Genomic DNA, 25400 nt, shown 5'->3' with positions numbered 1-25400 from the left:
CGGTGCAGTTGGCGTCCAGTATCGGTGTGGTCTGGTTTGATCAGGCCGATGACGCCGAGCAGGTGGTGCAGCAGGCCGACAAGGCCATGTATCGGGCCAAGGAGAATGGTAAGGATCAGGTGGTGTTCTGGGGCTCCTAACAGGTCGTTGATAATCTATCTGCGTTGCCGAATACCGCGTCAAAAACAGGCTCACAGCCAAAGGCTGAACGTGCTTTAGCATGGCCCAGAAGGGGCGAGCGGAGCGAGTCAAATACTCACTTAGTTCACTTAACTCCGCTTTTTCGCCTGCTTCTTGTGCCCTTGGGTATTTCCTTGTCTCGGCTGCCTCGATAACGTTTTTCAACGACCTGCTGAACAACAGTGACAGAACGACGAGAGCACCTCTCTGCACAAAACGATGTGTAAGTATTTGTTTCAATCTCGCAATAAGCAAGTCTATCTACGGTTCAGTTGACCCTAATCGGGCGATTTTTTTTCATTTCCTCCCGCAGCGCATCAAAAATTAATACATAGCTGTTTCAATCTGCTGTCACCGCGCCCCATGCCGTTGAGTTACATCCCGCAAGCCTTATCCATATCCCTTAGCAGGCTGACGATGCTGCAACTGCTGTTCATATAGCAGGCATCGCTTGCGACGGAATGTCAGAACAGGAACACGACCCTAACTCATCAAGGAGCGTAACCCTATGAAAATCGAACTCTACGACAAAATCGCGCTGGTCACCGGCTCAACAGCGGGCATTGGCTATGCCATTGCCAGAGGGCTGGCTGCCACCGGTGCCGAAGTGGTGATCAATGGCCGCACCCAGGCTCGGGTGGATGAAGCGGTGGCCAGACTGAAAGAAGACGGCTATGGTCGGGTAACCGGAGTTGTGGCCGATGTGTCCAATGCGGATGGCTGCAGGGAGCTGATCCATCAGGTGCCGCACGCCGACATTCTGATCAACAACATGGGTATCTTCTCACCGCAGGGCTTCTTCGACATCAGCGACGAAGAATGGGAGCAGTTTTTTCAGGCCAATGTCATGAGTGCGGTGCGGCTGTCACGCTATTACGCCCAGCTCATGCAGAAGCAGCACTGGGGACGGATACAGTTTCTGTCCAGCGAGTCCGCATTGCAGATCCCGGTGGAGATGGTGCACTACGGCGTTACCAAGACCGCACTGCTGGCCGTGTCACGCGGACTGGCGGAAACCCTGAGTGGCAGCGGCGTAACTGTTAATGCAGTATTGCCCGGCCCGACCAAATCGGAAGGGGTCAGCGTATTTCTCGACAAAATGGCAGCCGAACAGGGCGTTAGTGTCGCGGAGATGGAGGCCTCCTTCATCAGGGAGCACCGCCCCACCTCGCTGATCGGGCGCTTTGCCAGCGTGGAAGAAGTCGCCAATCTGTGTGTTTATCTGGCCTCTCAGCAGGCTTCGGCCACCACCGGCGCTGCCATGCGCGTGGATGGTGGTGTAGTGCGCAGTATCGCCTGATACCTGACGTTCGGCAGGGCAGCAGGCTATTACGGGGCAGCCATACCTGCCCCATTCGTTCTCTCGGCTTTAAAGGAAAGAGGGCCGTCAACGATGTCACCACTGCAGCATGCTTCAACTCACCACCCCATCCCTGCGCGGATGAAATTCACACTGTTTTATCTGTCCCTGCTGTCGGTGACGCTGACAGCCTGCAGCAACCAGCCTCCCACCGCTTCGTCGCCCCCGTCTTTCGATGATCAGTACACAGAGCTGAAATCGGACTTCAAAGTCAGTGATGCCCGCCACTATGGCTGCGACCAGATAGACCAGCAGGTACTGCAACACGTGCTGGACAGCGGCGTCAGCGTGACCCAGCAGGATGTGGATGAGCAGTTCACCACCACCGGCTGCACTATTCATGGCTCATTGCGTCGTAATGGCCAGCCGCTGGGCTTCAGTTTTGACTATGGCGGTGTGCTGCAATTAAGCGACGGCTCGCTGCTGGCCTGTGGCGACGGCTGTTGCAACGATGCCTTCGACTATTGCTCGTGGAATCCGCACTGAGTGCGGTGTGCGCGGAGCTGTCGGCGATAACCACTCACGATGATAACAACCGCGGAAGTAGCTGATTTGCACCGCCAGCGTTCGTTTGTTACGGTACCCCGCCGCACACAGATCAATGCCACGTACGGCAGCACGGAGCACACAACACCAGGGAGACAGTGATGTTACTCGTTGACAAGGATGGTTGGGTCAATAGCCCTACCGTAGAAAAAGCCGAATACCCCGCCATCGAGCATGGCCCGATAGGCCAGATCAATGCCATTGTGCTGCACCGCACCGGTGCGCCAACCGCCCGTTCCACATTAGCCGCCTACAGTAACAAAACCGCAGGCGCTCATTTCCTGATCTCGGAAACCGGCAAGATTTATCAGACCGCCAGCCTCGGTCAGAAGTGCTGGCATGTCGGCCAGCTTCGCAGCCGTTGCGAAAAGGCGCACTCCTGTAGTGACGAGGAGGCCCGAAAAATCACGGATATACTGAACCGGAAAAATACCGGCTGGAGTAAGAAGTTTACTCTGATAAGCCGCATGGAGGCCGCAAAGCCTTACCCTCTTCGCTTCCCTAGCAACAACGACTCCATAGGCATCGAAATCACCGGCACACTGGCTGACAGTAGCCATCGGTATGAAACACCTAATGACCTGCAACTCAAGTCGGTGTACTGGCTGCTCGATGGCCTGATCAGCAAATACGGCGTTACGCTTGAAGACATCTATGCACATGGTCCTATCGCGCACAAAGACGAGAACGAGTCGGAAGGGACCAGTACCCTGACAGCCTACAAAGTCCACAAAGGCAGTCATTAATATGAAAAGCGCCTTCATAACGGGCTTTGTACTGATGGTCACAGTGGCAACTGGCTGTGCAGCATCAGGTACCGTGACCAATCAGAGCAATCCGTCGCTGCAGTTTTCCCGGATAGCAAGCGACTTCAAGGTCAGCAACAAGAATGGTTACGACTGCCCTACCCTCACCCCGGACGTGCTCCAGCACATACTTGCCCGAGGTAAAGAAGTGGATCAGACCGAACTGCACGACTACTTCTCGTATTCTGGCTGCTCGATAACAGGGTCCATGCTGCTAAACAGGCAGCAGGTTACATTCAGCTTCGACTATGCCGGGCTATTCCGACTGTCGAACGGCCTGCTGATTGCCTGCACCAGTGACTGCTGCGGCGATCCGGATTATCCCTACTGTGGCTGGGATACTGACATCGGTAATCAGGAGTAATCCCCCCATGACGGCATGGCCGTGGTGAGCCATGTCCACCACGGCCACCTCCTTTACCCGGCAACCTCCTTCACCCGACACCCTCATTTCACTTTTCACTTGCAGCCAACATCATTCCCCGCTGGAATAATGAGCAGTTTTTACGGCCTGATGATGGTTTTAGCTTATGTCCAAACGCCTGATGCCTTCTCTCACCGCGCTGCAATGCTTCGAGGCGGCGGCCCGGCATCTTAGTTTTACCCGCGCCGCGGAAGAGCTGCATCTGACGCAAAGCGCAGTCAGCAAGCAGGTGGCTCAGCTGGAGGAAATGCTCTGCCATAACCTGTTTGAGCGCATCCGCCGACGGCTGCACCTGACCCCGGCAGGTGCGCTGTATCTGTCTGAGGTGAACAAGATCCTCACGCAGGTGGATATTTCCAGCCGCTATATCCTCACCTACGGCGGCGAGTCGGAAGTGCTGCGCGTGGCCACCCAGCCGACCTTCGGTGCGCGCTGGCTGATCCCCCATCTGAAAGACTTCAACAAGCGCTATCCGAATATTCATCTGGATATTCGCAATGAGCTGGAGCCTTTTGATCTGCAACAGGCCAGAGCGGACATTGCGTTTTTCTATGGTCAGGGCACCTTGCCCGGCGCAACCTGCATTGAGCTTTTTCATGAAGAAGTCGTGCCGGTCTGTGCGCCGGAACTGCTGGCCGAACAGCCCTGCCACAATGCTGCCGACCTCAGCCAGATGACGCTGCTGCAATGTGCCTCACGGCCAGAGGCGTGGCACGAGTGGTTTCTGTCGCAGGCACTGACCGCGCACAACAGCTATCACGGCCCGCGCTTCGACACCTTCTACATGTGCATTCGTGCCGCACAGGCGGGATGCGGCGTGGCGCTGATTCCGCGCTATCTGGTGGCGGAGGAGCTGAGCGAAGGCAAACTGCTGATCCCGGTGGATCACCCCATGCCCAGCAGTGGCGCCCATTTTATCGCCCATGCCGAGCAGGCAGCAGAAGTCCCCAAGGTGAAAGCCTTTGTAGAGTGGATTCTGGCCCGCATTATCAGCGAACGCTCCGGCAAGGTCTGATGCGAAACAGGTACAATCACCCACATCTCAACTTTAAGGAATGAAGTCCGAAATATTATTCGCTTGTACGGACAGGCTGATTCGCCGTTAATAGGCTCATTCCTTCCCCGGACCTCGGGAACCTACATCCACGCAGCACCGCACCGGACACAATACCGCTGAGCGGCGCGCGAAAAAGAACGATCTGGAGATTAGCAAACCATGACTGGCGTTAACTTCAAGAACCCTGACCTGATCCGCGCTGACTTCTCCCGCGCCATGTCAGACATGTACCGTGATGAAGTGCCTCTGTACGGCACCCTGCTCGATCTGGTGGCCGAGGTTAACGACAGCGCCATGAGCAATGACCCCGGCATCGCAGAAAGCCTGCGCAAGACCGGTGAACTGGAGCGTCTGAACGTTGAGCGTCATGGTGCTATCCGTGTCGGTACGCCTGCAGAGCTGGCGACCATCGCCCGTCTGTTCGCGGTGATGGGCATGTCTCCTGTTGGCTACTATGACCTGACGCCTGCTGGTGTACCGGTGCACTCCACCGCTTTCCGTGCCGTGCACGAAGCCTCGCTGCAGATCAGCCCGTTCCGCGTATTCTGCTCACTGCTGCGTCTGGAGCTGATCGACAGCGAAGCACTGCGTGCCTTTGCCAAAACCACACTGGAAAAGCGCTCTATCTTCACTTCACGCGTGCTGGAACTGATCAGTCAGGCGGAAGCCGATGGCGGTCTGAACGATGCTGATGCCGAAGAGTTTGTGCAGCAGGCACTGGAAACTTTCCGCTGGCACAGCAGCGCCACCGTGTCACTGGACGAATACCAGCAGCTGCTGAAGCAGCACCGCCTGATTGCCGATGTGGTGGCCTTCCGTGGCCCGCACATCAACCACCTGACGCCACGTACTCTGGACATCGACAGTGTGCAGGTCGGCATGCCGAAGAAAGGCATTACTCCCAAAGCCGTTATCGAAGGCCCACCCAAGCGCAACTGCCCTATCCTGCTGCGCCAGACCAGCTTCAAGGCACTGAACGAAGCCATTACCTTTATCGGTGCCAATGGCGCCGAACAGGGCAGCCACTCTGCCCGCTTTGGTGAGATCGAACAGCGTGGCGTGGCGCTGACCCCCAAAGGTCGTGCCCTGTATGACCAGCTGCTGGATCAGGCCCGTGAAGAACTGGGCGATTTCCCCAATGAAAATAACGCTGTGGACTACATGGCGATTCTGGAACGGGTTTTCGTAGCCTTCCCCGACAGCTACAGCGAACTGCAGCAGCAGGATCTGGCCTACTTCCGCTACTTCGCCACTGAACAGGGCATGGCCGCCAGTGACAAGGCAGGTAAAGATCTGGCCGCACTGATGGCTGCAGGCTATGTGCAGATTGAGCCGCTGGTGTATGAAGACTTCCTGCCGGTCAGTGCTGCGGGCATCTTCCAGTCCAATCTGGGTGATGATGCGCAGGCTCACTACAGTGCCGACGCCAACAAGGATCAGTTTGAAGCCGATCTGAGCCGCAAGACCCTGAACGAGCTGGCGCTGTATGCCGAAACGCAGCAGCGCTCGCTGCAGGAATGTGCCGCAGCACTGGGCGTGAGCCTGTAATTTCTCACCGCCTTGCCCTTCTTGCTTTAATGAAGAAGGGCATTTTCTGTCTTTAGCGGCTTGGTTACCCCCTCTCCCTAAATCCCTCTCCCGCCAGGGGCGAGGGACTTATCCGTGCAATCCCCAGCTACTGAGTCAACCTGTCAGCTACGGTCTGAATCACAGGCGGTTTCTGGTTGGCCACTACAAGCTTGGAGGATCACACCGTGTTAGCTCCCCTTGCCCCTTGCGGGCGAGGGACTTATCCGTGCAATCCCCAGCGACTGAGTCAACCTGTCAGCTAAACCAGAAGATTGAATACTTTTCGTGAACTCCTTTGCTGGCAACGATACCCGAGCTTGATGGACACACCGTGTTAGCTCCCCTCGCCCCTTGCGGGAGAGGGGCTGGGGGAGAGGGGGAAACCAACAAACCACCCATCACACCGAACGGGTAATACCACCATCCACCCGCAGATTCTGGCCGGTGATATACCCTGCGCCTTCCGATGCCAGAAAGCTGATCACCTTGGCAATCTCTTCAGTCTTGCCGTAACGCTGCATGGGAATACGACCCCGGAACTCTTCCTTCTCCGGCAGGCTGTCGATAAAGCCCGGCAGTACGTTATTCATGCGCACGTTGTGCTCGGCATACTGATCAGCAAACAGCTTGGTAAAGGCCGCAAGGCCAGAACGGAACACACCGGAAGTAGGAAACCCAGGATCAGGCTCGAAGGCGGCGAAAGTAGAAATATTGATGATCACCCCGGACTTCTGCCTGACCATGATCGGCGCCACCAGACGGGTCGGACGAATAGCACAGAGCAGGTACACCTCCATACCGCGATGCCAGTCTTCATCGGTCAGCTCCAATACGGGTGCACGCGGCCCGTGACCGGCGCTGTTGACCAGCACATCGATGCGGCCCCAGGCGTTCATCACTTCATCCACCAGTCGCTGCAGATCCTCATTACTCTGGTTGGAGCCTGTCACACCGATTCCACCCAGCTCTTTAGCCAGCGCTTCACCCTTGCCGGACGATGACAGGATGGCCACGCGGTAGCCTTCTGCAGCCAGCTGACGGGCAGCACCGGCACCCATGCCACTGCCACCGGCTGTGACGATAGCTACTTTCTGCTCAGACATGATGAAACTCCTTAGTAAGTGATGGGCTATATAAAATCAGCATTGGGCGACACTCACCAATCACAAATTCAGCCTTTAGACAGTAGAATTCCTACTGTCACATCCACGCAAAAAGAGCACAGGGCGTCGCATGAAGAAATGGGGAACAAGACAGGGGCCGTTGCCAACGCTCAACTATCTGATTGCGCTTGAGGCCACCGCAAGGCTGGGCAGCTTTCGTGCTGCCGCGGAAGAAATGCACCTGACGCAGGGCGCCGTGGCTCAGCAAATACGCGCACTGGAAGCTGAACTCGGCTGCCAGCTGTTTGACCGGCTGCCGCGCGGGCTGGAACCCAATACCATCGGCAAGGAATACGTGCACCGCCTGCGGCTGGCCCTTGGCATCGTCGAAGAGGCCACCCGTGAGGTGCTGACGCAAGACCTGCCGCGCCACCCGGACCAGCTGATTCTCAGCACCACGCCTGCCTTCGCCAGCCGCTGGCTGATTCCGCGTATGTCACGGCTGGCACAGAGCCATCCGGCCCTTTCCATCATGATTGATGCCTCCGATATCAGCCGCCCGCTGCATGGCAAAGGCCGGGTGGATATGGCCATTCGCTGGGGCAAACCGCCTTTTGCCGCAGGCCATGCACGGTTTCTGCTGCCCGGCCGGGCGACACCGGTATGTTCACCTCACTTTCCTGACCATCAACGCTGGCAGACGCCTGCCGATCTGGCTCAGGTGCCGCTGATTTCTGACAGCCATCACAACTGGCAGCGCTGGTTTGCCGCCTATGGTGACCCTGGCACCAGAATCAACGGCCCGGCGTTCTCATTGACCAATCTAGCGCTGGAAGCCGCCGAACAGGGGCTGGGCGTGGCGCTGGTGCCGCAGCTGTTTGCTGATGCCGCCGTCCGTAACGGCAGTCTGGTGCGGGTGCTGGGAGATCAGTATCAGCTCGATACCGAGGCGGGGTTTTATATCCTGACGGGCGAGCCGATCAGAGAAGGTTCTGCAGCCAGTCAGTTTGTCGACTGGCTGCAGGGAGAGGCCCGGTTGGCCTCGGTGTAACGGCAGGCGCTTAGCGGTTTACATGGACATAAACAGACTGACCATGACGCTGGGTCGGCAGATAGAGGCGGCCCTGTTTCTCGAAATACTGCACCCCGTTGATCATCACGGCGACGGCGCCGGGCGGCAGTGTGGTCAGCACCTCTCCAAATTCACCCTGATCACGCATCATCGGCGCGCGCGGACGCTGGGGTTCATCGACCACCACATACACCGCGCGCACCGGGTCATAGAGATACCAGTTCACACTGTCATGGAAGTAGACATGATGGTTGATCTCGTGGCGCTCCATGCGGCTGATATCCAGACGCTTGTAGACATGCCCCACCGGCGGCTGATCCATAGGTGGGCGGCCCATTGGTTCCGCCGACACGGTGGCTGACGCTGCCAGCACGCTGGCTGCCAGACACAAAGGAATAATGGCTTTTTTCATATCAGAGTCCCTTTTCAGGCGGGTGCCGTTGCACCCTCGTCTGTCCATAACGCTAGGGCTTTTGCAGGTAAATACCAATTGGAGGAGTGGTTCAGGGTGTTACCCAACTGTCACCGCCCATGGCACCACGGGCCAACCCGTACACAGTTGTCCCGTGGTGTGGGCACAAGTGCTGCAGACTATTGCGCAGCGGGGCTGGCGCCGGTGGGCGTGTCGCCTTTTTCCTCTGATTTGCCTGCGGGATTGCTGGCCATCAGGGGTGGTGTCACCGCTTCCGGTTTGGCAGGTTCCTTCGGTTTGGCTGCCGGGCCGGGGGGCACAGGCGTATCAGCCGGTGCAGTGCTGCCCCCGGTGGGTTTATCACCCTGCTCTGCCTGATCCACAGTGCGGCGGATGATCTGCGGCACAAAGCGCTCGCTGAAGCCCGACACAAAAGACCAGAACAGCAGCTTGGCGATCTCCCGGCCCGACGACGGATAACTGTGCTGTATCCAGTTCATAAAGCCCGGCGCATCCGCGACCGGCGGATCAGGGTAATGCGGGAACATATCGCCCTGCACGATCTGGCCGACAAACATCAGCATCAGAATCAAGGCGAAGATGCCGCCATTGATAGGAATCAGCGTGATCGACACCCAGGACGACGACAGCACCTTCATTTCATCCAGCGTAATCTTCGGCAGGCGCTGCTGAATACTGACAAAGCCCCCCAGCAGCCCGCACATAAACACCATGATCACCAGAAAGGATTTGTCTTGCTTGACCGCCGTATCAATAAAGAAGTACAGGCTCACTCCCAAAAAAAACAGCGTCGCCATGGTGAAGATAACCAGCCGCTTGGTCAGGCTCTGCATGTAGGTCTGCCGCTCCATTGCTTCATTCATAGTGCACCCTCTCTCCGCTCCAGCCATTAACGGGTTATGCACCCAAAGTTCAAGAATGGTACAGAAAGACAGATTGCGCGAGGTGCGGTGCACAATAAATAGTCAGGTTAGAATGGAGTGAATAGTCAGGCCGGTGAGTAACGAATCAGTAGTCGCTTAAGTTTATATAGTGATAAACAACGAAGGCGCATAGGCAGACGCATACAGCGCAATAGTGCCGAACAGCCCGAACGCCACCATAAAAGCACGGTAGCGTTTCTTTCTGACCCGAAAAGCAGATAGCACAAAAACAAGGCAAAGCACGGGCAATATCCACCACCATGCAATGGTATTGAATACAAACTGGGAATAGCCGGACTGGCTTACACCGAAACTATTCCACGCTTGATTGAGACTGGTTCCAAAACCATGCTGAACAGCGTAAATAAAATAGCCCTGAACCAGAGCCAGAAGAAAAAGAATCAGGGCAATACAAAGCGACACCAGTTTAGACTTCATGCTCAGATACCAGAGAAGTCACACTTCCCGTCGTTATTTGCCTTATTAATATCTTCCAGAACAATGTCGTACTGGACTTCATCAATTCTGTCTTTAAGCTTATTTAATGAGGAAATTATTTCTGACATACCGCTACAACGGGCCTTCTCATAGCTGGATTCTTTCAGTTCTGAATCTATACTCCCAATAATATAAGCAGCCAGAACAAATTTGTTTATTCCAACAGTCACTCTATCATCTTCGCGCCAGGGCATATCTTTCATCTTCAATACAACTTTTACGCTATCACTCTTTTCGGCAAAGGTGATTAGTTTTGAAAGAGCACGCGCTCCTGCATCTGAAACAGGGTCAGCCCGATAATCGGCAATTAAACTATGCGCCTGATCGATAGAAGGTACTTCGTCAGTCGTCTGACTTTGTAAAACAACTCTTTCGATAGGCTTCTGACTTTTATCGGGCAGCTCAGTATTTGCCTGAGCATAGAAGGCAGGAGTTAGTAAAAAAAGGGTGAGTAAGAATATTCTCATAACCATGTTCTCACATAAGACAGAAGTCATTGGTTTTACTGGCTTCACGCCCGGTTACGGGCAGAAAGTGCGTGGCCAAAATTAGCGATAAAAAAGCACAAACCAAGTTCTTTGCGTCCCATTTATAAACCGCTTGTTATATGGCATTTAACACTCTAAACCATCGCGCTAACTCTTTAACCTTACGATCACTCTGAGTTAATCGTTGCTCATGCGCATTGAGCAATTTCAACATATCAATTAAACCTGTTGGATGCTCAGTTGTTTGCGCAACACCTGCAAACTGAAGAGCTAAGATACAACAAGAATCGAATGCGTATTCGTCGGTTTGCTCAAGTGCTAATTCCAAAGCTGGCAATATAGATCTAAAAGCATCTTCACAATCTACATTCACAACAGTATTATCTCGCCAGTCTGAGATAGCCCATTCATTACGACTCAAATCTTCTAAGGCTTTTGCTAGGGCGATTCTAGATTCACCGATTTTGAACATTGTCATTCCATATAACACAGAGTGCAGCGGCAGCTTATGGAGTGGCTTTTTGTGCTAGTGCTAGCGTAGCGATAAGCAAAAAAAGCCACAGAATAAACTGTCCGACTGACACGTAATATTATGCATTTTTAAATTTTTCCAACAGTTGTGCTGCCTTTACAACTATTTGCGATATAGTCTCGGCGGTGCATATAACCGAAACCTGTGAGCTGGCCTCACCGCATAATTTCGTTATTTTCCAATTCGCACCGTCCCTGAATATATAATGCAGACCATTTAATCTTTTTATTCCATCGGGCATTACTTCTTCATCAGCACTTATCATGACTGATTCATCTAATGACCAGACGCGGACTTTTGCATCATAACCCATGTCTCGAAACTTAGATTCAATTTCATCTAAATCAGTCAAGCTACACCTCATGAAGTAGAATGCCTAAATCAGATGGACCGTAGGCGTCACCTGAATTTTCTTGTTAGCTGCTTCTGCTTGCATGCGAAATTTAGCAAAATAGGCAACCATTGGATGAGAGTCTTCTTGCATTTCCTTAACTTTAGATTTCCCTAGCTTTCTGTGAAGGACACCAATAACTCTTAACAATGGGTGCTCAGACTTGATGCAATCATGAGCTGAGATATTCAATGATTCAAAGCACATAATTTTAAAATCATAACTACTGAACTCACCCGGCTCATACAGACTACCTTTAGTTCTTTCTGCATCGTTTACAGCTTTATGAGTTAAGCAATCAGTTGGGGTGAGTTCATGAAAATATGCTCCTTGCTCCCACCACGAATCAAATTCAGTAAAATTCACTTCTTGATTTCCATCAATTACAACCCAACTTCTAGCAATTTCATCTTGCCGTCTATATGCGATTGTAAAAATTTCGATTCTGCCTTTGATCGAGTCAGCGAAATTTTCTTCTATTCGTTTCTTCAGTTTTGACCATTGCATGAGATTTACTCTTGGCCACTAACGCTAAGCTAAACAGCGAGCGTTAGCTAATCCGGTGGAGGCCACACTTTTGAGGCCGGAACGTATTTGAGCAGCTTGTTATAAGGTACTTGCACCATATTAATTTGTTCTATTCATTTCCTTTGCTCGATCATAGCAAGCACCACACAACAAAGTTACACCAGCGAACTCTTCGGATTCACCATTCCATTCTCCGTCAGTGCTATTAACCTTATCCTCGCAAGCATTACACCATGAATCTGATCGCTCATTGCCTGGCTCCGATTTAGCCGACCAAAACCCTCTGGGATTTCCATCTCGCAGGCTTTGAACAATATGTTGGCAAACATACGTCGCTTGTTGTTTTCCGTGTGTAAAACATTCAACAAATTGCTCTTCTTCATCCATATCTCGAAAGCCTTATAACGCCGAGTACAGCGGCAGTTTGTGGAGTGGCGTTTTGTGCTAGCGTAGCGATTAGCACAAAAAGAGCCACGGAACAAACTGTCCGGCTGGCACGAATTGTTAGTTGCACCTTACTTAAACTGTGCTTCATATGCTGCAACATGCGCTGGGAATAGCTGACCGTATACAGTGCTTTCTATGCCAAGCACATTCACCTGAATACATTGCTCACCCATTTCTCTGGAATAATCTTCAATTCCAATTCCACCCACAGGCTCTAGAGTAATTCCAGTTTCAGTCATGATGCTTAAATTAAGATCTTTGATACCGGAATGGTCCTGCGCCTCAAACAATGACTGATACTTTGAGTATTCTTCGGTAGGTATTAGCTCACCGAAAGCAACCCCCATAGAAGGATCTCCGCTCTCTAGGAGAGTTTCTCCAATCATTTTATTCTTTGCAATTAGTTTAAACTTCATAGTCAACTAACGCCTACAACAGGGGCTGGCAAACGCGCAGCGTTTGACAGTCCCTTTGCTTGTAATTGTTATGTTTTTGCATCTCTTTTCTCTATAGCCTCGATGGCCCCTTTCGGAAGAGCCCCATAAATTTCAGAAACCTCATTTGGTTTTGAAATCATATAGTCAGTTACGAGATTTACTAGTACAAATAAACTACCCGCCATTTCTGGATTGTCAGTTTCAATTTGTCCTGGGTGTACGGCGTTATTCCCAATTACACGGACGGCATCAAGAGCTTGCTGTACCTGAACTGGAAGCCCATTTTGCACAAGCAGCCGAATATCGTCATTTATGTTTTTGCCCGCGCCTCCAAGGTGGACACATAATTTTTGTATGCCGAGGCGCAATAAAGCCGAAGCCCCGCGGGGAGATTTTGTTAAGATCGCGGCGGCTTCTTCGTAATCTTTTAGAACCTCTGGTGGCATGTCTTTATTTGGCATTGGGGCGCTACCTCTGTGCGGATAGACCATATCTTGGTAATGCCAAATTGTCAGGTCGCCGCAATGGACGCATCTGCTAACAGCAAGTGGATACTGTCCAGAGCTATTGTTGTATGGCCCAGTGGCATCTTCTCGATAGGCCCAATTTCTTTGTTGTGCATAAGCACCACAATTAGGGCAAGTAAATCCGTCTTTTCCACACTCGGGTGCTACATATTTCACGATGGATCCTCGTCAAACATAACGCCTAAAGCAACGGCGCGAAGCGTCCGATTGCCTTTTCTTGTTAAGACTTTTAGCCAAGCAACTCTTCAATTTCACGAGCTATGTCATCGTCGATTGAGCTAGATACATTAGCCATCTCTTGAGCACCTTGCGCCTTACTAAAAGAGTCAACCTCTAATTCATTAAGCTTAAAGTAACCATATGTAAACTGACCTTTTACGCTATCATTAACCGCCGTGTATTTGATCATCGTCTGAGCATTTCTAATGGTTACATCATAAGAAAGATGATCGAAGTAGCTGTCTACATTTGGATGAATAAATTTATAGTTTCCACTCAAAAACGGTTGAGTAGAGAAATCTGCTTGCCCTGATATAAACGAAATATCGTCATTTTTAATTGACATGTTGCACCTTTTGCAGGCGACACTTAAATTATCTATTCGAAACATGAACTTCTTAAATTCAGGCCTTCCTTTTGGCAAGACATGCTCAATATCTAAAACCATATTAAACTCACCATTTGAGCTTTTTCTACAGTAACAACATTGTTCTCCTTGCACATTACGATAGAAGTTTTTTATTTTTCGTTTCAACGGTATTAGGTGGCTAGAATTCCATATGTCTCCACCCTCTGATATTGCAAGCTTAATGGCATTTGTGTCCGCTTCCGTCAGATTAAGTCCATTCATAATTTATCCTTACGGGACTCAATTTTTAATGCTAAATCACGAACCCCTGAGATAGTATCTATTTGCTTTCTGCTGTAGCTAATGTTCTCAAAAGATTCTATCTTTGCCAGTACTTCATCGATTGTAGTCTTATCCTCTCCTAGGTCATTCAATACACTAATAAAGTAATTCGATAAATATCTGCTTTCAGGCGTTATTACCCCAAACATCGACCACAGCATAGATTCTAAGTCATTATATTTATGATCGAGCCGCGAGAATTTCCCAGATTCAGACTTGTAAACGGTTACCGAGTCATCAGTATTTTCTGCACCAGAAACTATAAGAGGTGAATAGTGGCGATTACAAAATTTGTTTGATAGTAAGGAAAGAGATCAAGAATCTTACCTAGATACTCTTTTTGCCAAGAGGGATGAAGGCTATTCTCAGGCTCATCAATCAGAACAATTGTTCTGTCATCAATAACTGATGAAAGATAAATCACTGAGGTTATAAATGACAATTCTCCTGAGCTAGCTCTGTTAAGTGCAATTTCCTGTTCATTCTTTCGTAAAAATATATCTATCGACTTTAATACGCCAAGCCTTCTAAGCTTTGATTCAAGTGCGATGAACCTAGAAAATAGAGACTTATTTACTTTATCGAAACTAAAATCATCAAATTCCAACCAAAGTATATCGTCTCTGTAGCCTCCATATCTCGTGCCTAGATTAAATTATTTTGAAACAAGCGATTCAATGTCATAAATTTCTTCTTCTGAAAGATCATCTGTTTCCTGTAGAATATATCGATCTAGTTTCTTTAGACCTTTAACATGAATTCCAATAGCGCTGGAGTAACCAACATAAGAAAGAATTTGAGAAACATTCTTAAGTTGAACCATATTTCCATTGGAAATATTTTCAATTGCTTTTTTTATTGTATTTTTTGATATATTTCTACCTGATCTTTCTCCAAGAAAATGGAATTGAGAACTTCTTGGTGTAAATTGATTATGAATTGAGTTGGCAATAGCAACTACTTTATGCCCACTAGACAGATATCTCCTGGCTAATTTATTGAGAAGGCGGCTCTTTCCGCTCCCATTTTCTCCAATGAAGATAGAGGTTCTGGCAGAGCCTTCAAAAACATTATCGATATAAATATCATCCATCATTTTTGGTGATCCATCATGATAGTTTCCAGAGTCTTAACGCCCAAAGCAGCGGCGCGTTTACGCGTCCGACTGCCTTTGCTTGTTAGGCTTTTTCTTCGAACTGAATTGAACTATCGTCATGGAATCCGAGACCAAGTTAAGTATTTTTTCCTGCTTTTTAGTGAGAATGTTTTCGGATACGCCCTTTAATGTATCTAGAAGACCTAGCTGATTTTCCATAAATTCAGATTCGGCAATCTTCTGTTTTATAATGCTCGCCACTTCCTTGGGCTTGTATGCCTGCCCTTCTGTAGGCTCACTACACCAAATTGGATCAGAGGTGGTGTCATCAAAATAGATATAATGTTGCTCATTGTCGTCATAAATGGACGGGCAATCACTTACGTCTGCCAGTCTTAGCAAGTCTAAATCAGGCTCTTTTTTATAGAGTTCTGTTCGATCAAAAAGCATTGGGCAAGCATAATAAACTAACGCACCATCGTTTCTATTGAGGTTATACAGAAGCTCATGTTGAGAAAAACCTGTTTTTACATTTTTTTGCGTATCAAGCGAAACTCGATAGTGGGGTCTAGAGGTAACTTGAGTCGGCGTGTGACGCATTCTTTTTTGTAACGTTTTTACTACCTTATACTGAAGGAAGTACCCAAAGAAGAAATTTGAAAGGTTGTATCCATCATTTCTAGCACTGTTCTTTAGCTTGTTGAAAAGCTCATCTTCGCTTAGCTCACTGCTAACGAAAGCTTGATCAAAGCCTACAAAGCACTCCTTTTGGGGGGAATATTTGTAGAAGTTGAACGAGCCGTTTCCAAGCCCAAATGTATCTCTAAATAGACTAAACATTGGATTATGGAAATGCATTTCTAAGACAGTTTCGTTGATACTCATTTTATTATTGCTTTCCGTTGTTTATCGTGGAGCCTAACGCCTCATTAAGCGGAAAATAACGGTTGGCTATAATCGCGAAGCGATGGCCAACTGTTATTTTTCCATTTAAATGACTTGTTATATTTTAAACTCAAACCCTAGTTCTTTTATTCTATCTTTTATCTCTTCAGGAACTTGATCTAGTTCTAGATTAATTTCATCCATAGGGTGCTCAATATGCATATAAGCATTGTTTGGTATTGAAATACTGCTTGTTCCTGAAAGATCAATGCTGCGTGTATGTGGTTTAGCATTTGGAGCTTGACCTGGTAAATTTAGCCCATCAATCATAGGAAAAATAGGAAGTTGTATTTTATCTGGGTTTAAATATTTGTCATGTTTGTTAAAAGGAATCACAAACTGAAACATGTAATTCGAAAAAGCAATTACACAAGTCATGTAAGGGTACTTTTCTTTATCCCCTACACGTTTAAATATCTGCAACCATATATGTCGAAATGGGTTCTTGCCAGGAACCATTGTCATGTGCATTTTCAATATTTTGGGATTGAACTTAGCTGGTTTATGATTGTACCTAACCCACCGAAAACATTCGCTGAAGTTTTTAAGTGCATATTCAGGTACAGCTGACAATGCTATTTTAACAAAACATTTGTAAACATTAATCGGGATATATGGTGTTGGTGATGAACTTATCCTTAAAGTTTGCTCATCTAATAACTTATATGCATCCGATTTTTCAGTTTGAATTATGACAATATCGCCGTTTATAGCCTCTATTCGATCTCCACTGCGAGACTTTGCCTTGGGAACACCTTTTTTCCCAAGAATCTGACTAGTAGTTCGTGAAATACCTAAAAAATTAGCCAAGTTGTTCTCTAAGTGCTTATCAAAATATGAGTTGCAATCATCACACTCGTCATTTGAAAAAAGATATTTATTCCCCAATAGTTCAGGTATGGCATGAGCTATTTTTTTAAATTTGACCTCTTGATTGCTTTTTCCACAATACCTACACTTTCCTTTACTTCCGAGATAGATCCTCTTATCTAAAATTAGATTTCTTTCATGCTTATAGTGCTCAAAAATCATCGGGACCTCCAGAGAAAATATAACAGTGCGTTAATGAGGTCTCCGACCTCATAACAATTATTAAAAGGTATACCTTTTAGTAAACCTTATCTAAAAAAGCAGTCACGTAAGATTTTGATTTTAAGAGAAAAATAAATTAGCCAACACTAAGGCAAGTCACTAAAAAGGTATTTTTATCGACAACAAACTATTCAAAAGAATACCTTTTCCACATTTTTCAAGGATACGGTCTTCAACATGCTGAAGTCTTCCTTCATCAGGCTTGTCTTAAACCACATGATGCTACTTCAATACAGCATTCGAACCATTGATCTCCATCTATACTGTAAAGAAATCTATAACGTCCTAGGTAAATACAACCATATATCTAAAACGTCAAATTCGAATTTAGATTGAGAACGGGGGCACAAGGAAAGAAACTGCCACAGAACCGTGCTGCTATCAGATATATGACAGTTTAAAGAGAGATAAAGTAACGCCAGCTAGCTAAGTGCTGCCTATATTAGAAAAGCGTCAGGAGCTAACCATTTAGCTCCCAACCGATTGAAACTAATACGCTTTTATACCCTTACCCCACCATCAATCTCCATAATTCGGCCGGTAAAGTAATCATTCTCAATGATATACAGCGCGGTGTTGGCGATTTCCTCCTGTTCGCCTAACCGGCCCAGCGGCGTGGCCTGCTTCAGGCGGTCGATGGCTTCGGGCTTCATCTGTGCGGTCATATCGGTGGCGATAACACCGGGGGCGATGCCGCCAACGCGGATATGGTGGCGCGACAGTTCCTTGGCCCAGGTCACCACCATGGTGGCCACGGCGGCTTTGGAGGCGGAGTAGTTGCTCTGGCCCATATTGCCGCCACGGGAAACCGACGACATGTTGATGATCACCCCACCCTCGCCCTGCTCAGCCATGATCGCCGCTGCTTCACGACCACAGAGGAAGGTGCCGATCACGTTGACACTGATCACGCTGGCGAACTGCTCCAGCGACATCTTGGCCTGCAACTGGCCTTCCTTCACTTTCACCAGCATGCCGTCACGCATGATGCCTGCATTGTTGATCAGCACATGCACGCCGCCCTGCTGCTGGCGAATGCGGGCGAAGGTGGCTTCGACTTCGGCTTCATCGGTGATATTGCAGACATAGGCGCAGGCCTCAGGTGAACCGGCTTCGGCGCACAGGCCCACGCTCTCCTGCAGGCGCTCAGGGTTGACGTCGATCAGCGCCAGCTTCGCGCCCTTTTTCGCCAGACTGATCGCCATGGCACGGCCCAGCCCCTGAGCACCGCCGGTGATGACGCAGACTTTATTGGTGATTTCCATCGTTTATTGCTCTTGTTGCATATCGGGTTATCGGTGGCCTGCGCCATGCTTCCGTTCAGCATGGCGCAGGCACGCGTCAGTTACCCACCCCCGCCTGACGCATCACGTCGGTAATTTCCGGCAGGATGCTCATATCGTCGATGGTAGAAGGTGGGGTATAGGGTTGGTTGTCGGCGATCTTGCGCAGAATGGCGCGCAGTATCTTGCCGGAGCGGGTTTTAGGCAGGCGCTGCACTACCACCGCACGCTGGAAGCAGGCCAGCGCGCCAATATCCCTGCGCACCTTGGCCACCAGTTCCGCCTGCATGGTAGCGGCATCCAGCGTGGCATCGGCCTTGAGCACCACCAGCCCCACCGGCACCTGCCCTTTCAGCTCATCAGCTACAGCAATCACGGCGCATTCGGCGACGGCAGGATGGGCTGAAACGCATTCCTCCATCTCGCCGGTAGAGAGGCGATGGCCGGAGACGTTGATCACGTCGTCCGTGCGGCCAGTGATAAAGACGTAGCCGTCCTCATCGATATAGCCGCCATCGCCGGTGTGGTAGTAGCCGGGGAAGCGGGTCAGATAGGAGTCGATATAGCGTTGGGGATTATTCCAGACGCTCTGGGTCACGCCCGGCGGCATCGGCAAGCGGGCGACGATATAGCCGTTGTCACCGGCCTCGACCGGCTCGCCCTGTTCGTCCAGCACCATCACCTGATAGCCGGGAACGGGTACACAGGTGGAGCCCAGCCGCGTGGGTTTGGGGTCGAGGCCCATCAGCGGCGCCGTCATCGGCCAGCCGGTTTCTGTCTGCCACCAGTGGTCCACCACGGGCACATGCAGACGATCTGCCAGCCAGTGATAGGTCGCCGAATCGAGCTTTTCCCCCGCCACAAACAGGGACTTGAGGCTGCTAAGGTCATAGCGCTGCATCAGCTCGCCTTCCGGGTCTTCCTTGCGGATCGCGCGGAAGGCCGTGGGTGCGGCAAACATGGCCTTGACCCGGTACTCTTCAATCACCCGCCAGAAGGTGCCTGCATCCGGCGTGCGCACCGGCTTGCCTTCAAAGAACACCACGGAACAGCCGCCCATCAGCGGACCATAGACGATATAGGAATGCCCGACCGCCCAGCCGATATCCGACACCGCCCACCAGGTTTCGCCGGGCTGCATATCGTAGACATAACGCAAACCAAAGGTGACGCCCACCGCGTGGCCGCCGTTATCACGCACGATGCCTTTCGGCATGCCGGTAGTGCCGGAGGTATAGAGGATATACAGCGGATCAGTAGCTGCGAGGCGCACCGGCTCGATGTCAGCAGGCTGACCCTGCTGGCACTGGTGCCAGTCCAGATCGCGCCCGGCCTGCATCGCTGCGGTGGCCATGGGCCGCTGCAAGACGATGACTTTTTCCGGCTTATGGGTCGCCAGCTTCAGCGCTTCATCCACCAGCGGCTTGTATTCGATCACGCGGGTAAACTCGATGCCGCAGGAGGCGGTAATCACCAGTTTGGGCGTGGCATCGTTGATGCGGATGGCCAGCTCATTCGGGGCAAAGCCACCAAATACCACCGAATGCACCGCGCCAAGGCGGGCACAGGCCAGCATGGCGACAGCGGCTTCGGGCACCATCGGCATATAGATCACCACCCGGTCGCCCTTTTCCACTCCCTGTTCGCGCATGGCCGAGGCCAGCTGGCAGACCTGCTGTTTCAGCTGGTTGAAGGTGATGGCGGTTTTGGTCTCGGTCACCGGCGAGTCGTAATAGAGTGCCACCTGCTCGCCGCGGCCCTCTTCGATATTACGATCAACGGCGAGATAGCAGGAGTTCAGCTCTCCATCCTGATACCAGCGATGGGTGCCATCGGGCATGGGGGTGAGTATCTGTTGTGGCGCCTTGTACCAGGCGACGGCTTCGGCCTGCTGCTTCCAGAACTGTTCTGGCTGGCTGATGGATTGCTGGTAGAAATCTTCGTAGCGCATGCGTAGTCCCTTCACTTCTTATTGTTGTCGCGTGAGGTCGCTCCGTCGTCGGCTATGGCATACAGACGGCGGAGCGCTGGTACTGTCTGGCTTGAGCGGCTTACTGCTTGAAGAACTGATAAATACTGGAGAAGTCCAACCGGCCATTGCCCTGCTTGGCGTGCAGGTTGAACAGGTTACGGGCCAGTGCGCCCATGGGCGTGGCTGACTGGCTGCCGAGGCTGACTTCCTGCGCCAGCCCAAGGTCTTTGACCATCAGGTCCACCATAAAGCCGCCCTGATATTCGCGACTGGCGGGGGCGTTTTCCATCACACCGGGGACGGGGTTATACAGCTCCAGCGCCCAGTTACGGCCTGAGCTGTTGACCATGATGTCAGACAGCACTTTGGGGTCGAGGCCATTCTTGATGCCAAGGTTCAGCGCTTCTGCCGTCCCGGCCATCAGGATACCGAGCATCATGTTATTGCAGACCTTGGCGACCTGCCCGGCACCGACTGAGCCGGCATGGAAGATGTTCTTGCCCATGGCCTGCAGCACGGGCAGCGCATGGGAGAAGGCTTCATCACTGCCACCAACGATAAAGGTCAGTGTGCCTGCGGCGGCGCCGGCTACCCCGCCGGACACCGGCGCATCGATAAACTGCAGCCCTTTGGATTCGGCCACCGCTGCGACCTTCTTGGCGGTATCAGCGTCGATGGTGCTGGAGTCGATCACCAGCGCACCTTTGCTGATCACATCAAACAGGCCATCGCCGCTGACGAAGAGGCTTTCCACATGCTTACCGGCGGGCAGCATGGAGATCACGATCTCTGCGCCGGTGACGGCTTCTTTGGCGCTGGCTGCCGCTCTGGCTCCGGCGTCAACCACCCTGGCCATGGCATCGGGGAAGAGGTCGAACACGGTGACGTTATGCCCGGCCTTGACCAGATTGACGGCCATCGGGCCACCCATATTGCCAAGTCCGATAAATCCGATAGTTGCCATTTTGGTGTCCTCACTTGTTGTTTTTGTTGTGGGTTAGCAGTTGTTGTGAAAGCTGGTTATGGGGATAGGTGTTGGGGTTTTCCCCCTCTCCCCCAGCCCCTCTCCCACAAGGGGCGAGGGGAGTTAGTTCTGTATTCTTGCTTCGCCTCTGAGGTATCTCTCACTCCCGCCGGGAGTTAGTTCGGCATTCTTGCTTCGCTTCTGCGTTATCTCTCAGTGCTATCGGTCAAAACACGCCGGCTGCGATGTACTCACCAGTCCCTCTCCCCTCGCGGGAGAGGGATTTAGGGAGAGGGGGAACCGCTCTACTCCCTCACTCCCTCCGTGAGTTCGTTCAGTATTCTTGCTTCGCTTCTGCGTTATCTCTCAGCGCTATCGGTCAAAACACGACGGTTGCGCCGTACTCAAAAGTCCCTCTCCCCTCGCGGGAGAGGGATTTAGGGAGAGGGGGAACCTCACTACTCTCCCAGTCCTTTCAGTGGATGCGTTTGTGCCGTCCAGGAGCTGACAAAATGGGCGTCGATCCACTCTGCTGGCACCGCTTCTACCGATGCAAACTGCCATGTCGGGTTGCCGTCTTTCTCGATCAGCAGCGCACGCACACCTTCGGCAAACTCGCCATGACTACAGCAATTGACCGAGACCACCAGCTCTTCGCGGAAGGTCTGCGCCAGCGACCAGTGCCTTGCGCGGTGCAGCTGCTCCCAGATCAGCACGGAGGATGCCGGGCTACCTTTTCGCACGCCTTTCACCGCCTGCTGCAACCAGGGGTCGTCGGTTTCCAGCGTGGCCAGCGCACTGTAGGCCGCCGCCGCGTGACCGCGATCCATCAGCTTATTGATCTGATCCAGATGCTGACGCACGGGCGACAGGGGGATGGCTTCCCGGTGTGCTTCTTCCTTGCTGCGCAGCCAGTCATCCACCAGACCTTCGTCGGCATGGCCACTGCCCTGCCATGGCAAACTGGCCATGTCTTCCAGTGTGGTTGCGCGCAGCTCGTTGGGCAGGAAGCGATCCGCCAGCCCGACAAACAGGGCATCACCGGCATTGATGGATACACCACTCAGACCGAGGAACAGGCCGACGCGACCGGGCATCTTGTTGAGGAACCAGCTGCCGCCCACATCCGGGTATAAACCGATGGCAACTTCGGGCATGGCAATGCGGGATTTTTCCGTAACGACGCGAAAGCGTGCTCCGGACATCAGCCCCAGACCACCGCCCATCACGATACCGTGCCCCCAGCAGATCAGCGGCTTGCTGAAGGTGTGGATCAGATGATCGACCTGATATTCCAGCGTGAAGAAGCGTTCAGCATAGGGGTTGCGCTGGCTGCCGCTTTCCTTGATGGACTCATAGAGACGGACGATGTTACCCCCCGCGCAGAAGGCTTTTTCCCCACTGCCCTGCAGCCACACCGCGACGATGCCGGGGTCGGCCTGCCAGCGGGGCAACTGCTCTGCCAGCAGCTCGATCATTTCCAGACTCAGGGCATTGAGCGACTTTTCCGCATTCAGGGTAGCGACACCAATGCGGTGACCGCTGTGAGTGGGGAGTTCATCGAAGATGATCGGGGTGTCTGTGCTCGTCATGGGCGGCTCCTTGGCTGTTCTGGTCGACACGTTGTTAGCGGTTTTTCCATTGTGGTGTGCGCTTTTCCAGAAAGGCATTGACGCCTTCTTGCTGGTCTTCCGTGCTGAACAGATCAAGGAAGTAATCCCGCTCCAGCGGCAAGGCCGCATTGTGGGTGCCAACCCGTGTGTGCTGAATCAGCCTCTTGCAGGCCGTGACGGCGATGGGGCTCTGCGCTGCTACCCTGGCAGCCAGTGCCAGTGCGGTTTCCCGCGCGTTGCCGTTGTCCACGACCTCTTCCACCAAGCCAATGCGCTGAGCCTGCTCGGCACTGACGCGCTCGCCGCACAGAATCATGCGCTTGGCCCAGCCTTCACCAACCAGACGGGTCAGGTTTTGCGTCCCCCCCGCACAGGGCAACAGGCCGACACTGGCCTCAGGCAGCGCCATTACGGCTTTCTGTTCGGCGATGCGGATATCGCAGGCCAGTGCGACTTCCAGCCCGCCACCCATGGCCCAGCCGTTGATAGCGGCGATGGAGACACCGCGGAAGGCGCTCAGGGTCTCGAAGGCTTCGCCAAACAGGCGGGCCATACGATAAGCGCGCTCCTTGTTACCGTCCGCAAACAGATTGAGGTCGGCCCCGGCGGAGAAGAACTTGTCGCTGTCACTGGCCAGCACCAGCGCGTACACCTCGGGGTCAGCGGCCAGCGCCAGCACCGTGTCGCGCAGTGCCAGCAGGCCTTCTTCAGTCCAGGTATTGGCGGGCGGGTTGGTCATGATCACCAGTGCGGTGTGACCCTGCATTTCCACCAGCAGTTTGTCGGTCACGGGTAAGGTTGGAGCGGTCATCGTGGCTTCCTTTTTATTGTTGTCGATCAACTCATGGAGGGGATAAGCCGGGAGGCTCAGCCCAGCTCAGCGGCCCCGTCTGCCAGCAGGCGACGGGCGATGATCACCCGCATGATTTCGTTGGTGCCTTCGAGAATCTGATGCACTCGGGTGTCGCGCACATGGCGCTCCATGGGGTATTCCTTGATATAGCCATAGCCGCCGAACAGCTGCAGGGCGTTATTGCAGACTTCAAAGCCGACATCGGTGGCAAAGCGCTTGGCCATGGCACAGTAGGTGGTGGCGTCCGGGTGCTTTTCATCAAGCTTGAAGGCGGCCATGCGCACCATCTGGCGGGCGGCGATCAGTTCGGTCGCCATGTCGGCCAGTTTGAACTGCAGGGCCTGAAAGGTGGCAATTTCCTTTCCAAACTGCTTGCGCTCATGGACGTACTGCAGTGCTTCGTTCACCGCCTGCTGAGCGGTACCGATGGAGCAGGTGGCGATATTGATGCGACCACCGTCCAGCCCCATCATGGCGAACTTGAAGCCTTCGCCCTCAGCACCCAGCAGGTTGTCTGCCGGGATACGGACATTTTCGAAGGTCACCAGCCGGGTTGGCTGGCTGTTCCAGCCCATCTTTTCTTCCAGTCGGCCGTAGACGATGCCTGCACTGTCGGCTGGCACCATAAAGGCGGAGATGCCTTTCGGGCCTTCGCCCCCGGTTCTTGCCATCACCACCAGCACATCCGTCGAGCCCGCGCCGGAGATAAACATTTTCGAGCCGTTCAGCACGTAGTCATCACCGTCGCGTTTGGCGCTGGTGCGCAGCGACGCCGCATCGGAACCGGCACCGGGTTCGGTCAGGCAGTAAGAGCCAAGCTTCTGCCCCGCAGCCATCACCGGCACCAGCTCTGCCGCCAGCTCAGGGCGCGCAAAGCGGGCAATCATCCAGGTGACCATATTGTGAATGGTGAGGTAGGCGGTGGTAGAGGTGCAGCCCATGGCCAGCTGTTCAAAGATCAGGCTGGAGTCCAGCCGCGACAGGCCAAGGCCGCCCAGCTCTTCCGGGGTGTATAGGCCGCAGAAGCCGAGTTCACCAGCCTGTTTGATCACGTCTACGGGGAAATGATGTTCTGCATCCCAGCGGGCGGCATGGGGGGCCAGCTGTTCCATGGCGAACTGACGGGCCATGTCGACGAATGCTTGTTGTTCTTCGGTGAGATTGAAATTCATAAACAGGTTCCTCTCTGTTACCTGCTTGGCGGCCGGTATGACGGCTTCTTATCTTCCTGCCAAGGCGACGGTTGACGGCGTAATATCGTTTTTATTTTTTACCTTTACGTTAACGTCACCTTGTACACCATCCTCTTCCCTGCTGTCCAGCTTTGGCCTGTTTCGGGGCCAGAGCCGGA

30 protein-coding genes are annotated in these 25400 nt (G+C 52.2%); 8 read left to right on the top strand and 22 right to left on the bottom strand.

The window, feature by feature from the left end:
• Nucleotides 1-2: 2 nt before the first annotated feature.
• The 7 genes from WH50_RS27295 to hglS all read left to right on the top strand — a co-directional run bounded on the left by WH50_RS27295 (nucleotide 3) and on the right by hglS (nucleotide 5921).
• Nucleotides 3-140 (top strand): diguanylate cyclase domain-containing protein, encoded by a 138-nt coding sequence (locus WH50_RS27295; protein ID WP_110188804.1) that lies wholly within the window; start codon nucleotides 3-5, stop codon nucleotides 138-140.
• 548 nt (nucleotides 141-688) lie between these two features.
• Entirely contained in the window at nucleotides 689-1480 is a 792-nt protein-coding gene (locus WH50_RS18530; protein WP_110188803.1) for an SDR family NAD(P)-dependent oxidoreductase, read from the top strand.
• 93 nt (nucleotides 1481-1573) lie between these two features.
• Complete coding sequence (locus WH50_RS18525; protein WP_133251371.1) at nucleotides 1574-2026, top strand: hypothetical protein; 453 nt, start codon at nucleotides 1574-1576, stop codon at nucleotides 2024-2026.
• A 161-nt stretch (nucleotides 2027-2187) separates the two neighbouring features.
• Complete coding sequence (locus WH50_RS18520; protein WP_110188801.1) at nucleotides 2188-2832, top strand: peptidoglycan recognition protein family protein; 645 nt, start codon at nucleotides 2188-2190, stop codon at nucleotides 2830-2832.
• Between the two features lies 1 nt (nucleotide 2833).
• Nucleotides 2834-3256, top strand: a complete 423-nt coding sequence (locus WH50_RS18515) for a hypothetical protein (RefSeq protein WP_110188800.1) — start codon at nucleotides 2834-2836, stop codon at nucleotides 3254-3256.
• Between the two features lie 166 nt (nucleotides 3257-3422).
• Nucleotides 3423-4331: a transcriptional regulator GcvA gene (gene gcvA, locus WH50_RS18510; RefSeq protein WP_110188799.1), complete on the top strand. Its 909-nt coding sequence runs from the start codon at nucleotides 3423-3425 to the stop codon at nucleotides 4329-4331.
• 201 nt (nucleotides 4332-4532) lie between these two features.
• Nucleotides 4533-5921, top strand: coding sequence for a 2-oxoadipate dioxygenase/decarboxylase HglS (gene hglS, locus WH50_RS18505; protein ID WP_110188798.1), 1389 nt, complete (start codon nucleotides 4533-4535; stop codon nucleotides 5919-5921).
• Between the two features lie 419 nt (nucleotides 5922-6340).
• Here hglS and WH50_RS18500 read toward each other — a convergent pair whose 3' ends face one another.
• Nucleotides 6341-7045, bottom strand: a complete 705-nt coding sequence (locus WH50_RS18500; RefSeq protein WP_110188797.1) for an SDR family oxidoreductase — start codon at nucleotides 7043-7045, stop codon at nucleotides 6341-6343.
• A gap of 130 nt (nucleotides 7046-7175) precedes the next feature.
• Here WH50_RS18500 and WH50_RS18495 point away from each other — a divergent pair, with 130 nt between their 5' ends.
• The gene (locus WH50_RS18495) at nucleotides 7176-8096 is read left to right on the top strand and encodes a LysR substrate-binding domain-containing protein (RefSeq protein ID WP_110188796.1); all 921 of its coding nucleotides are present in this window, start codon (nucleotides 7176-7178) and stop codon (nucleotides 8094-8096) included.
• Between the two features lie 10 nt (nucleotides 8097-8106).
• On the opposite strand, the gene WH50_RS18490 is transcribed toward WH50_RS18495, so the two are convergent.
• The 21 genes from WH50_RS18490 to WH50_RS18395 all read right to left on the bottom strand — a co-directional run bounded on the left by WH50_RS18490 (nucleotide 8107) and on the right by WH50_RS18395 (nucleotide 25221).
• Nucleotides 8107-8529, bottom strand: coding sequence for a hypothetical protein (locus WH50_RS18490; protein WP_110188795.1), 423 nt, complete (start codon nucleotides 8527-8529; stop codon nucleotides 8107-8109).
• Nucleotides 8530-8708: 179 nt separating this feature from the next.
• Nucleotides 8709-9413, bottom strand: a complete 705-nt coding sequence (locus WH50_RS18485; protein WP_110188794.1) for a hypothetical protein — start codon at nucleotides 9411-9413, stop codon at nucleotides 8709-8711.
• A 162-nt stretch (nucleotides 9414-9575) separates the two neighbouring features.
• Complete coding sequence (locus WH50_RS18480) at nucleotides 9576-9911, bottom strand: hypothetical protein (RefSeq protein WP_110188793.1); 336 nt, start codon at nucleotides 9909-9911, stop codon at nucleotides 9576-9578.
• Nucleotides 9912-9913: 2 nt separating this feature from the next.
• Nucleotides 9914-10438 (bottom strand): hypothetical protein, encoded by a 525-nt coding sequence (locus tag WH50_RS18475; protein WP_110188792.1) that lies wholly within the window; start codon nucleotides 10436-10438, stop codon nucleotides 9914-9916.
• 136 nt (nucleotides 10439-10574) lie between these two features.
• A complete protein-coding gene (locus WH50_RS18470; protein WP_110188791.1) occupies nucleotides 10575-10931 on the bottom strand; it encodes a hypothetical protein in 357 nt (118 codons plus the stop codon).
• 118 nt (nucleotides 10932-11049) lie between these two features.
• The gene (locus WH50_RS26150; RefSeq protein WP_133251370.1) at nucleotides 11050-11343 is read right to left on the bottom strand and encodes a hypothetical protein; all 294 of its coding nucleotides are present in this window, start codon (nucleotides 11341-11343) and stop codon (nucleotides 11050-11052) included.
• 24 nt (nucleotides 11344-11367) lie between these two features.
• On the bottom strand, nucleotides 11368-11889 hold the full coding sequence (locus tag WH50_RS18465; protein ID WP_110188790.1) for an SF0329 family protein: 522 nt from the start codon (nucleotides 11887-11889) through the stop codon (nucleotides 11368-11370).
• Between the two features lie 120 nt (nucleotides 11890-12009).
• Nucleotides 12010-12297 (bottom strand): hypothetical protein, encoded by a 288-nt coding sequence (locus WH50_RS18460; protein WP_133251369.1) that lies wholly within the window; start codon nucleotides 12295-12297, stop codon nucleotides 12010-12012.
• A gap of 128 nt (nucleotides 12298-12425) precedes the next feature.
• On the bottom strand, nucleotides 12426-12773 hold the full coding sequence (locus tag WH50_RS18455; protein ID WP_110188788.1) for a hypothetical protein: 348 nt from the start codon (nucleotides 12771-12773) through the stop codon (nucleotides 12426-12428).
• Nucleotides 12774-12841: 68 nt separating this feature from the next.
• On the bottom strand, nucleotides 12842-13477 hold the full coding sequence (locus WH50_RS26995) for a DUF4145 domain-containing protein (RefSeq protein ID WP_110188787.1): 636 nt from the start codon (nucleotides 13475-13477) through the stop codon (nucleotides 12842-12844).
• 73 nt (nucleotides 13478-13550) lie between these two features.
• Nucleotides 13551-14171, bottom strand: a complete 621-nt coding sequence (locus tag WH50_RS18445) for an HNH endonuclease (protein WP_110188786.1) — start codon at nucleotides 14169-14171, stop codon at nucleotides 13551-13553.
• A 319-nt stretch (nucleotides 14172-14490) separates the two neighbouring features.
• Nucleotides 14491-14838, bottom strand: a complete 348-nt coding sequence (locus tag WH50_RS18435) for an AAA family ATPase (RefSeq protein WP_165838477.1) — start codon at nucleotides 14836-14838, stop codon at nucleotides 14491-14493.
• A 48-nt stretch (nucleotides 14839-14886) separates the two neighbouring features.
• Nucleotides 14887-15327 (bottom strand): ATP-binding protein, encoded by a 441-nt coding sequence (locus WH50_RS26145; RefSeq protein ID WP_133251368.1) that lies wholly within the window; start codon nucleotides 15325-15327, stop codon nucleotides 14887-14889.
• Between the two features lie 57 nt (nucleotides 15328-15384).
• A complete protein-coding gene (locus tag WH50_RS18430) occupies nucleotides 15385-16212 on the bottom strand; it encodes a hypothetical protein (RefSeq protein ID WP_110188783.1) in 828 nt (275 codons plus the stop codon).
• A 117-nt stretch (nucleotides 16213-16329) separates the two neighbouring features.
• Complete coding sequence (locus WH50_RS18425) at nucleotides 16330-17304, bottom strand: HNH endonuclease (protein WP_110188782.1); 975 nt, start codon at nucleotides 17302-17304, stop codon at nucleotides 16330-16332.
• 560 nt (nucleotides 17305-17864) lie between these two features.
• A complete protein-coding gene (locus WH50_RS18420; protein WP_104154287.1) occupies nucleotides 17865-18629 on the bottom strand; it encodes an SDR family oxidoreductase in 765 nt (254 codons plus the stop codon).
• 76 nt (nucleotides 18630-18705) lie between these two features.
• Nucleotides 18706-20598, bottom strand: coding sequence for a propionyl-CoA synthetase (locus WH50_RS18415; RefSeq protein WP_110188781.1), 1893 nt, complete (start codon nucleotides 20596-20598; stop codon nucleotides 18706-18708).
• Between the two features lie 100 nt (nucleotides 20599-20698).
• Entirely contained in the window at nucleotides 20699-21583 is an 885-nt protein-coding gene (mmsB, locus tag WH50_RS18410; RefSeq protein ID WP_110188780.1) for a 3-hydroxyisobutyrate dehydrogenase, read from the bottom strand.
• Between the two features lie 458 nt (nucleotides 21584-22041).
• Entirely contained in the window at nucleotides 22042-23175 is a 1134-nt protein-coding gene (locus WH50_RS18405) for an enoyl-CoA hydratase/isomerase family protein (protein ID WP_110188779.1), read from the bottom strand.
• Nucleotides 23176-23209: 34 nt separating this feature from the next.
• Nucleotides 23210-24007 (bottom strand): enoyl-CoA hydratase, encoded by a 798-nt coding sequence (locus WH50_RS18400; protein WP_110188778.1) that lies wholly within the window; start codon nucleotides 24005-24007, stop codon nucleotides 23210-23212.
• 56 nt (nucleotides 24008-24063) lie between these two features.
• Nucleotides 24064-25221, bottom strand: coding sequence for an acyl-CoA dehydrogenase family protein (locus WH50_RS18395; protein ID WP_110188777.1), 1158 nt, complete (start codon nucleotides 25219-25221; stop codon nucleotides 24064-24066).
• Between the last annotated feature and the right edge of the window lie 179 nt (nucleotides 25222-25400).

It is taken from the genome of Pokkaliibacter plantistimulans, from assembly GCF_003194385.1.
GTDB lineage: Bacteria > Pseudomonadota > Gammaproteobacteria > Pseudomonadales > Balneatricaceae > Pokkaliibacter > Pokkaliibacter plantistimulans.
This window is presented reverse-complemented; position numbering and strand designations above follow the sequence as displayed.

Bases quoted from the DNA above. Each gene is read 5' to 3' on its own strand.
- WH50_RS18495 (WP_110188796.1), top strand. From the start codon at position 7,176: ATGAAGAAATGGGGAACAAGACAGGGGCCGTTGCCAACGCTCAACTAT.
- WH50_RS18425 (WP_110188782.1), bottom strand. From the start codon at position 17,304: ATGATTTTTGAGCACTATAAGCATGAAAGAAATCTAATTTTAGATAAG.
- WH50_RS18465 (WP_110188790.1), bottom strand. From the start codon at position 11,889: ATGCAATGGTCAAAACTGAAGAAACGAATAGAAGAAAATTTCGCTGAC.
- WH50_RS18520 (WP_110188801.1), top strand. From the start codon at position 2,188: ATGTTACTCGTTGACAAGGATGGTTGGGTCAATAGCCCTACCGTAGAA.
- gcvA (WP_110188799.1), top strand. From the start codon at position 3,423: ATGTCCAAACGCCTGATGCCTTCTCTCACCGCGCTGCAATGCTTCGAG.
- WH50_RS18515 (WP_110188800.1), top strand. From the start codon at position 2,834: ATGAAAAGCGCCTTCATAACGGGCTTTGTACTGATGGTCACAGTGGCA.
- WH50_RS18475 (WP_110188792.1), bottom strand. From the start codon at position 10,438: ATGAGAATATTCTTACTCACCCTTTTTTTACTAACTCCTGCCTTCTAT.
- WH50_RS18470 (WP_110188791.1), bottom strand. From the start codon at position 10,931: ATGTTCAAAATCGGTGAATCTAGAATCGCCCTAGCAAAAGCCTTAGAA.
- WH50_RS18405 (WP_110188779.1), bottom strand. From the start codon at position 23,175: ATGACGAGCACAGACACCCCGATCATCTTCGATGAACTCCCCACTCAC.
- WH50_RS18480 (WP_110188793.1), bottom strand. From the start codon at position 9,911: ATGAAGTCTAAACTGGTGTCGCTTTGTATTGCCCTGATTCTTTTTCTT.
- WH50_RS18500 (WP_110188797.1), bottom strand. From the start codon at position 7,045: ATGTCTGAGCAGAAAGTAGCTATCGTCACAGCCGGTGGCAGTGGCATG.
- WH50_RS18490 (WP_110188795.1), bottom strand. From the start codon at position 8,529: ATGAAAAAAGCCATTATTCCTTTGTGTCTGGCAGCCAGCGTGCTGGCA.
- WH50_RS18485 (WP_110188794.1), bottom strand. From the start codon at position 9,413: ATGAATGAAGCAATGGAGCGGCAGACCTACATGCAGAGCCTGACCAAG.
- hglS (WP_110188798.1), top strand. From the start codon at position 4,533: ATGACTGGCGTTAACTTCAAGAACCCTGACCTGATCCGCGCTGACTTC.
- WH50_RS18395 (WP_110188777.1), bottom strand. From the start codon at position 25,221: ATGAATTTCAATCTCACCGAAGAACAACAAGCATTCGTCGACATGGCC.
- WH50_RS18455 (WP_110188788.1), bottom strand. From the start codon at position 12,773: ATGAAGTTTAAACTAATTGCAAAGAATAAAATGATTGGAGAAACTCTC.
- WH50_RS18420 (WP_104154287.1), bottom strand. From the start codon at position 18,629: ATGGAAATCACCAATAAAGTCTGCGTCATCACCGGCGGTGCTCAGGGG.
- WH50_RS18530 (WP_110188803.1), top strand. From the start codon at position 689: ATGAAAATCGAACTCTACGACAAAATCGCGCTGGTCACCGGCTCAACA.
- WH50_RS18525 (WP_133251371.1), top strand. From the start codon at position 1,574: ATGTCACCACTGCAGCATGCTTCAACTCACCACCCCATCCCTGCGCGG.
- WH50_RS18460 (WP_133251369.1), bottom strand. From the start codon at position 12,297: ATGGATGAAGAAGAGCAATTTGTTGAATGTTTTACACACGGAAAACAA.
- WH50_RS26145 (WP_133251368.1), bottom strand. From the start codon at position 15,327: ATGATGGATGATATTTATATCGATAATGTTTTTGAAGGCTCTGCCAGA.
- WH50_RS18400 (WP_110188778.1), bottom strand. From the start codon at position 24,007: ATGACCGCTCCAACCTTACCCGTGACCGACAAACTGCTGGTGGAAATG.
- WH50_RS18415 (WP_110188781.1), bottom strand. From the start codon at position 20,598: ATGCGCTACGAAGATTTCTACCAGCAATCCATCAGCCAGCCAGAACAG.
- WH50_RS18430 (WP_110188783.1), bottom strand. From the start codon at position 16,212: ATGAGTATCAACGAAACTGTCTTAGAAATGCATTTCCATAATCCAATG.
- mmsB (WP_110188780.1), bottom strand. From the start codon at position 21,583: ATGGCAACTATCGGATTTATCGGACTTGGCAATATGGGTGGCCCGATG.
- WH50_RS18445 (WP_110188786.1), bottom strand. From the start codon at position 14,171: ATGAATGGACTTAATCTGACGGAAGCGGACACAAATGCCATTAAGCTT.